This window comes from Halorubrum sp. SD626R (genome assembly GCF_001261915.1).
In the GTDB taxonomy this organism is placed as follows: Archaea; Halobacteriota; Halobacteria; order Halobacteriales; family Haloferacaceae; genus Halorubrum.
The window spans coordinates 1-4961 of sequence record NZ_CVRT01000138.1; the positions used below are offsets into that span (position 1 = coordinate 1).

At 71.5% G+C, this 4961-nt stretch carries 5 protein-coding genes; 2 read left to right on the forward strand and 3 right to left on the reverse strand.

Features of this window, described 5'->3' with window-relative positions; all coding sequences use genetic code 11:
* Positions 1–370 precede the first annotated feature (370 nt).
* On the reverse strand, positions 371–1207 hold the full coding sequence (locus tag SD626R_RS13415) for an alpha/beta fold hydrolase (protein WP_241996796.1): 837 nt from the start codon (positions 1205–1207) through the stop codon (positions 371–373).
* 144 nt (positions 1208–1351) lie between these two features.
* Here SD626R_RS13415 and SD626R_RS13420 point away from each other — a divergent pair, with 144 nt between their 5' ends.
* Positions 1352–1957, forward strand: a complete 606-nt coding sequence (locus SD626R_RS13420; protein ID WP_092566844.1) for a VOC family protein — start codon at positions 1352–1354, stop codon at positions 1955–1957.
* Positions 1958–1964: 7 nt separating this feature from the next.
* Positions 1965–2537, forward strand: a complete 573-nt coding sequence (locus SD626R_RS13425) for a PAS domain-containing protein (protein WP_241996798.1) — start codon at positions 1965–1967, stop codon at positions 2535–2537.
* 58 nt (positions 2538–2595) lie between these two features.
* Here the strand turns inward: SD626R_RS13425 and SD626R_RS13430 are convergent, their stop codons facing one another.
* Together SD626R_RS13430 and SD626R_RS13435 are read right to left on the reverse strand one after the other, a co-directional pair.
* Positions 2596–4149 (reverse strand): phytoene desaturase family protein, encoded by a 1554-nt coding sequence (locus tag SD626R_RS13430; RefSeq protein WP_092566845.1) that lies wholly within the window; start codon positions 4147–4149, stop codon positions 2596–2598.
* A gap of 102 nt (positions 4150–4251) precedes the next feature.
* Positions 4252–4932, reverse strand: coding sequence for a metal-dependent hydrolase (locus SD626R_RS13435; RefSeq protein ID WP_092566846.1), 681 nt, complete (start codon positions 4930–4932; stop codon positions 4252–4254).
* Positions 4933–4961: the final 29 nt, after the last annotated feature.

Consider the following 4961-nt stretch of genomic DNA (forward strand, 5'->3'; position numbering starts at 1 on the left):
GTAGATCATCCCCCTGGCACGGGGAAGGCCCGGGGTTCAAATCCCCGCGAGTCCACTCGACTCACTTCGTTCGTCTCGTTCCCTCGCGTGCCCCCACTCGCTCCGCTCGTGGGGACCCCGCGAGTCCATGTTTTTGCGCCGCGAGCAATACCGCGAGCGGCGCAACTCTGCAACGAGCGGGGATTTGAATCCTGCCAGTCGCGCGCAGCGAACGAAGTGAGCGAGCACGTCTGGCTCTGGTTCAAAATCCCCGCGAGTCCACTCGACTCACTTCGTTCGTCTCGTTCCCTCGCTTGCCCCCACTCGTTCCGCTCGTGGGGACCCCGCGAGTCTACCCGTCCCGCCTCTCTCCTCGCGTCCCGCTTCGACGCTACGCGTCGCCGACCCACCGCAACGCCTCCCGTCGGTGATCGAGCAGCGCCCCGAGGTGGTCCGTCTCGGCGGTCGCAAGCTCGACGCCGCTCTCGTTCGCAAGCGCCCGGACGGCCGACAGCGGCGCGTTCTCGTCACGGGTCCCGTGCCAGGCCCGGACGGGGACCGGCGGTCGGTCGATTTCCGGCCACCCCGCCCCGAACGACCGGTTCTCCCGGGCGACCGCCAGCGCTCCCTGCCGCAGAGCCTCGCGGAAATCGTCGGCGACCGCCCGCGAGACGTCCGCCGGAACCGAGCGGTCGGTGTACTGCCCGACGACCGCACTCGGGCCAGCCACCGACGCGTACGCCCTCGACAGGCGGAAGAGCGCGCGCACGGCGAGCGGGACCCGCGACAGCCTCACGAGGCCGACGTCGGCCGGCGGAACGACGGCGCTGACCAGCGCGGCGCGACCCACTCGTTCGTTCATCGCGGCCGCGAGCGCGAACGGTCCGCCGCCGGAAAACCCCACGACCCCGGCCCGCTCGATCGACTCCGCGTCGAGGAGCGTCGCGAGGTCCTCCCGCCAGTCCCGCGGGGTCCAGTCGTCCGGCGGGGGCGACGAGCGGCCGTACCCCGGCCGGTCCGGAACGACGAGTCGGACGCCCTCCGCCGCGGCGGCGTCGGCCAGGAGCGACGCGAACAGCCGCGATCCCGGTGTTCCATGGTGCGCGACAACCGGCGTCCCGTCCCCGGCCCCGCCGACGGCGTAGGCGAGGGTCCGGCCGTCGGGCAGCGTACACGTCTCCGTGGCGAGCCCGGCGTCCCGGTCCGTCCGTCGAGCGTTCCGCCGCACGTCCCGCGTTTCGGCTTCGGTCGGGATAACCGGTCGGGAATCCCAAATCGCTCTTTTAGCCTCCGCCGATTCGGTCCGCCTCGCGTCGTCGACTGACATCGGTGTTACCACGGACTCATGAGGGACGCCGCCGTAGATCACGGTATGCCGACGCACGAGGTCACGGCGGAACGGCCGGACAGCACGCTCCGCGCGACCGGCTGGGACCACGTCACGCTGATCGGGAGCAACGCGGACGACACGGTCGCCTTCTACCGCGACGTACTCGGACTTCCCCTCGTGATCAGACAGCCGAACCTCGACCGCGAGGAGGTCGAACACCTCTTCTTCGACGCGGGCGACGGGCGGCTGGTCACCTTCTTCGTCGACGAGTCGCGCGACTCCGTCGAGACACAGGACCCCGGGATCGGCGCGGTCCATCACCTCGCGTTCAGCATCGAACCCGAGGAGCTCCCGGCGATCCGCGACCGCCTGCTCGACGCCGGCCACGAGGTGAGCGAGTACGACCGCGGCGCCTTCCACTCGCTGTACACCCACGACCACAACGGGCTCGTCATCGAGCTCGCCGCCGACAAGTTCGACGTTCCCGACGACCGGAAGGGCGAGGTGCTCGCGCACGCCCAGGCGGCTCGCGTCGCCGCCGGCGACGAGTTCATCGCGACCGAACACCTGGAGGCTGCCCTCGAGGAACTCGGACTCCCGGTCGAGCGGTACGACCTCCCCGACGCCGCGACCGGCCGGGACTTCTGACGCCGCGATGGAACTCAGAGCGGCGATCCTCGACTTCCTCGCGGCCGACGAGGGGGACGCCCGACGCGCGTTCCGCGATCTCCTCGCCGACGGAGCCGCCGGCGGCGACGACGCCGAACAGCGAATAGACCCGCACGGACTCCCCCGGACGCACTCGGCAGCGGCCCTACCTCCGGCGGTCGCCGAGGGCGACGACCTCACCGAGCGCGACCGACGCCTGATCGAGCGCGTCCGACTCCTCGACGACGCGCCGCTGGGCGTCACGCTCTGCGGCCCGGCGTACCGCGACACCCCGATCCGCTACGCGAACCGGACGTTCCGCGAGCTCACCGGCTACTCGCTCGCGGAGCTCCGCGGCCGGAACCCGCGGCTGTTACAGGGCCCGGAGACCGATCCCGAACCCGTCGCCGACCTCCGCGAGGCGGTGTCGATCTGGGAGCCGGTGACCGTCGAGGTCCGGAACTACCGGCGCGACGGGGAGCCGTTTCTCAACCGCGTCTCGCTCCGCCCGCTGCCGGGCGACGACGGGACGATCACGCACTGGGCCGCCGTGCAGGCGGCGGTCGACGGGTCGGACTGAGCCCGTCGCGGTTGCGTGCGGTCGCGTCCGGATCGACCGCGTCGACCCCCGATCGCTCCTACCGCAGCGTCGAGGTCGGGACCACGGACGGCAACACCCCCCCGTCGGCGGCGTCCTCGATCACGGCCTCGGCGACGTGTTCGCCGCTGAGCAGACACATCGGCATCCCGATCCCGGGGTTCGTGTACGCCCCGACGTAGTAGAGCCCCTCGACGCCCGGCGCCCGATGTGCCGGGCGGAGCGGCCCGGTCTGTCCGAGCGTGTGCGAGAGCGCGAGGGCGGTGCCCCGCGGGGCGTTGAACCGCTCGCGGAAGTCGGCGACGCAGGCGGTCTCCTCGAAGACGACGCGGTCGCGGAAGTCGACGCCGGCGTGCTCGGCGAGGTCGTCGAGCACCAGCTCGCGGAAGCGCTCGCGGGTCTCGGAGTCGTCGTCGAGCCCGGGCGCCAGCGGGACGAGGACGAACACGGCCTCGTGGCCCTCCGGCGCCGCCTCCGGGTCCGTCTTCGAGGGGACGTGAACGTAGTACGCCGGATCGTCCGGCCACGCCGGATCGTCGAAGATCGAGTCGAAGTGGGGGCGCCAGTCGGTCGGCAAGACGAGCGCGTGGTGGTCGAGGTCGACCTCGCCCTCGACGCCGAAGTACATGAGGAACGCCGAGGGGGCGTACGTCCGCGACTCCCAGTACGCCTCGCGGCGGGCGTACTCGGCTGGCAGGAGGTCGCGCTCCACGTGCGGCGGCGCCGCGTTCGCGACGACTCGGTCGAACCGGTCGGTCGATCCGGGAGTGTCCACCTCGAACTTCGGGCCCGCCGCCGCGACCGAGGGCTCGATCGCGGTCACCGGCGTCTCCGTGCGTATCTCGGCGCCGAGGTCGGTCGCGAGCGCCGCCATCCCGTCGACGACGCTCGCGATGCCGCCGGTCGGGTGGTAGACGCCGAGGTTCATGTCCACGTGACTCATCAACGTGTAGATGGCGGGCGTGTTGTACGGCGACCCGCCGAGGAAGACGAGCTTGTACTCCGCGATCTGCCGGAGCTTCTCGTGCTCGAAGTAGTCGCCGACGTAGTCGTCCATGGTCCGGAGCTTCGGGAGCGCGCGCCCCGACCGCAACACGTCCGCGTCGACCATGTCGCGGAGCCGGGACCGGCTCGGGTAGACGAACCGGTCCATCCCGAGCTCGTACGCCTCCGCGGCGTCGTCGAGGTACGCGTCGAGCCGATCGCCGGCGCCCGCCTCGTACGATTCGAACAGCGCCTTCTGCCCCGCCCGGTCTGCGGGCATCGTTGCGCGGTCGCCGTCCTTCCAGACGACCTCGTAGAGCGGGTCGAGCTCGGTCAGCTCGTAGAACTCCTCTGTCGACCGCCCGAAGTGACCGAAGAAGCGGTCGAACACCTCCGGCATGAGGTACCACGAGGGGCCGGTGTCGATCCGGAAGCCGTCGCGCTCGATCCGGCCGGCGTACCCCCCCGGATGCTCGTTGCGCTCGAACACCGTCACGTCCGCGCCGGCGTCGGCGAGGTACGCGGCCGCGGAGAGGCCGCCGAACCCGGCGCCGACGACCGCGATCTCCGCGCCGGCGAGACGCTCGTCGTCGCGTGAGCGAGGGCTCATCACCGGATAGTACGCCCTCCGAGGGGTTCACCCCCTCGCCATACTATGTGGGCCCTTTATGTCGTCCGCGGTCGCCCGGACCTCGGTCCCCCTCGGCGCTCCTCAGTCCCCGCCTCCTCCCGGCGCTCGGTCCTGCAGCCGCCGGGCGGCCAGCACGAACAGCCCGGTCCCGGCGAGGTAGAGCCGCCAGCCGGCGCTCGCGACCGGGAAGATCCGCTCGACGGGCTCCTCGATCTCGTCGGCGGGATCGCGCGGTTCGACCGGGTTGTTGACGTGGACCGTCTCGGTGGTCCCGCCGCCGCCGGCGTCGACCGCCCGACGGCCCGTCTCCGGGTCGGTTCGGAGGTCGACGAACGTCTGGACGAAGCCGTCCGCGGTCGACAGCAGTATTTCCCCGTCCAGGGCGTAGAAGCGGTCCCGAAGCGGCCAGAAGACGTTCACCCCTTCGAGGTGGACCCAGTCGAGCGAGACGTGGGCGAAGACGTGGACGAACAGCCCGACCCACGCCACCGCGATCCACCGGTCGCCGAGGCGCTCGCGGAGTGCCGACCGCTCGCGGAGGCGGGCGTCGTAGTGGAGCAGCGCCGCCCCCGCCGCGGGCAACACGAGGTTGTGCCCGATCGTGCGATGGGCCCCGGACATGACGAACCCGAGGAAGCTGTCCGCCTCGGGGATCACGACGATCGCGAGCAGGACGGCGAGCGCGCGCCGGTCGTAGTAGTCGCCGAGCAGGCCGGCCGCGAGCAGCAGCGCGAAGCCGGCGTGGACGACGGACGAGACCACTATCGGCGCACCTCCGCGTCGTCCTTGGT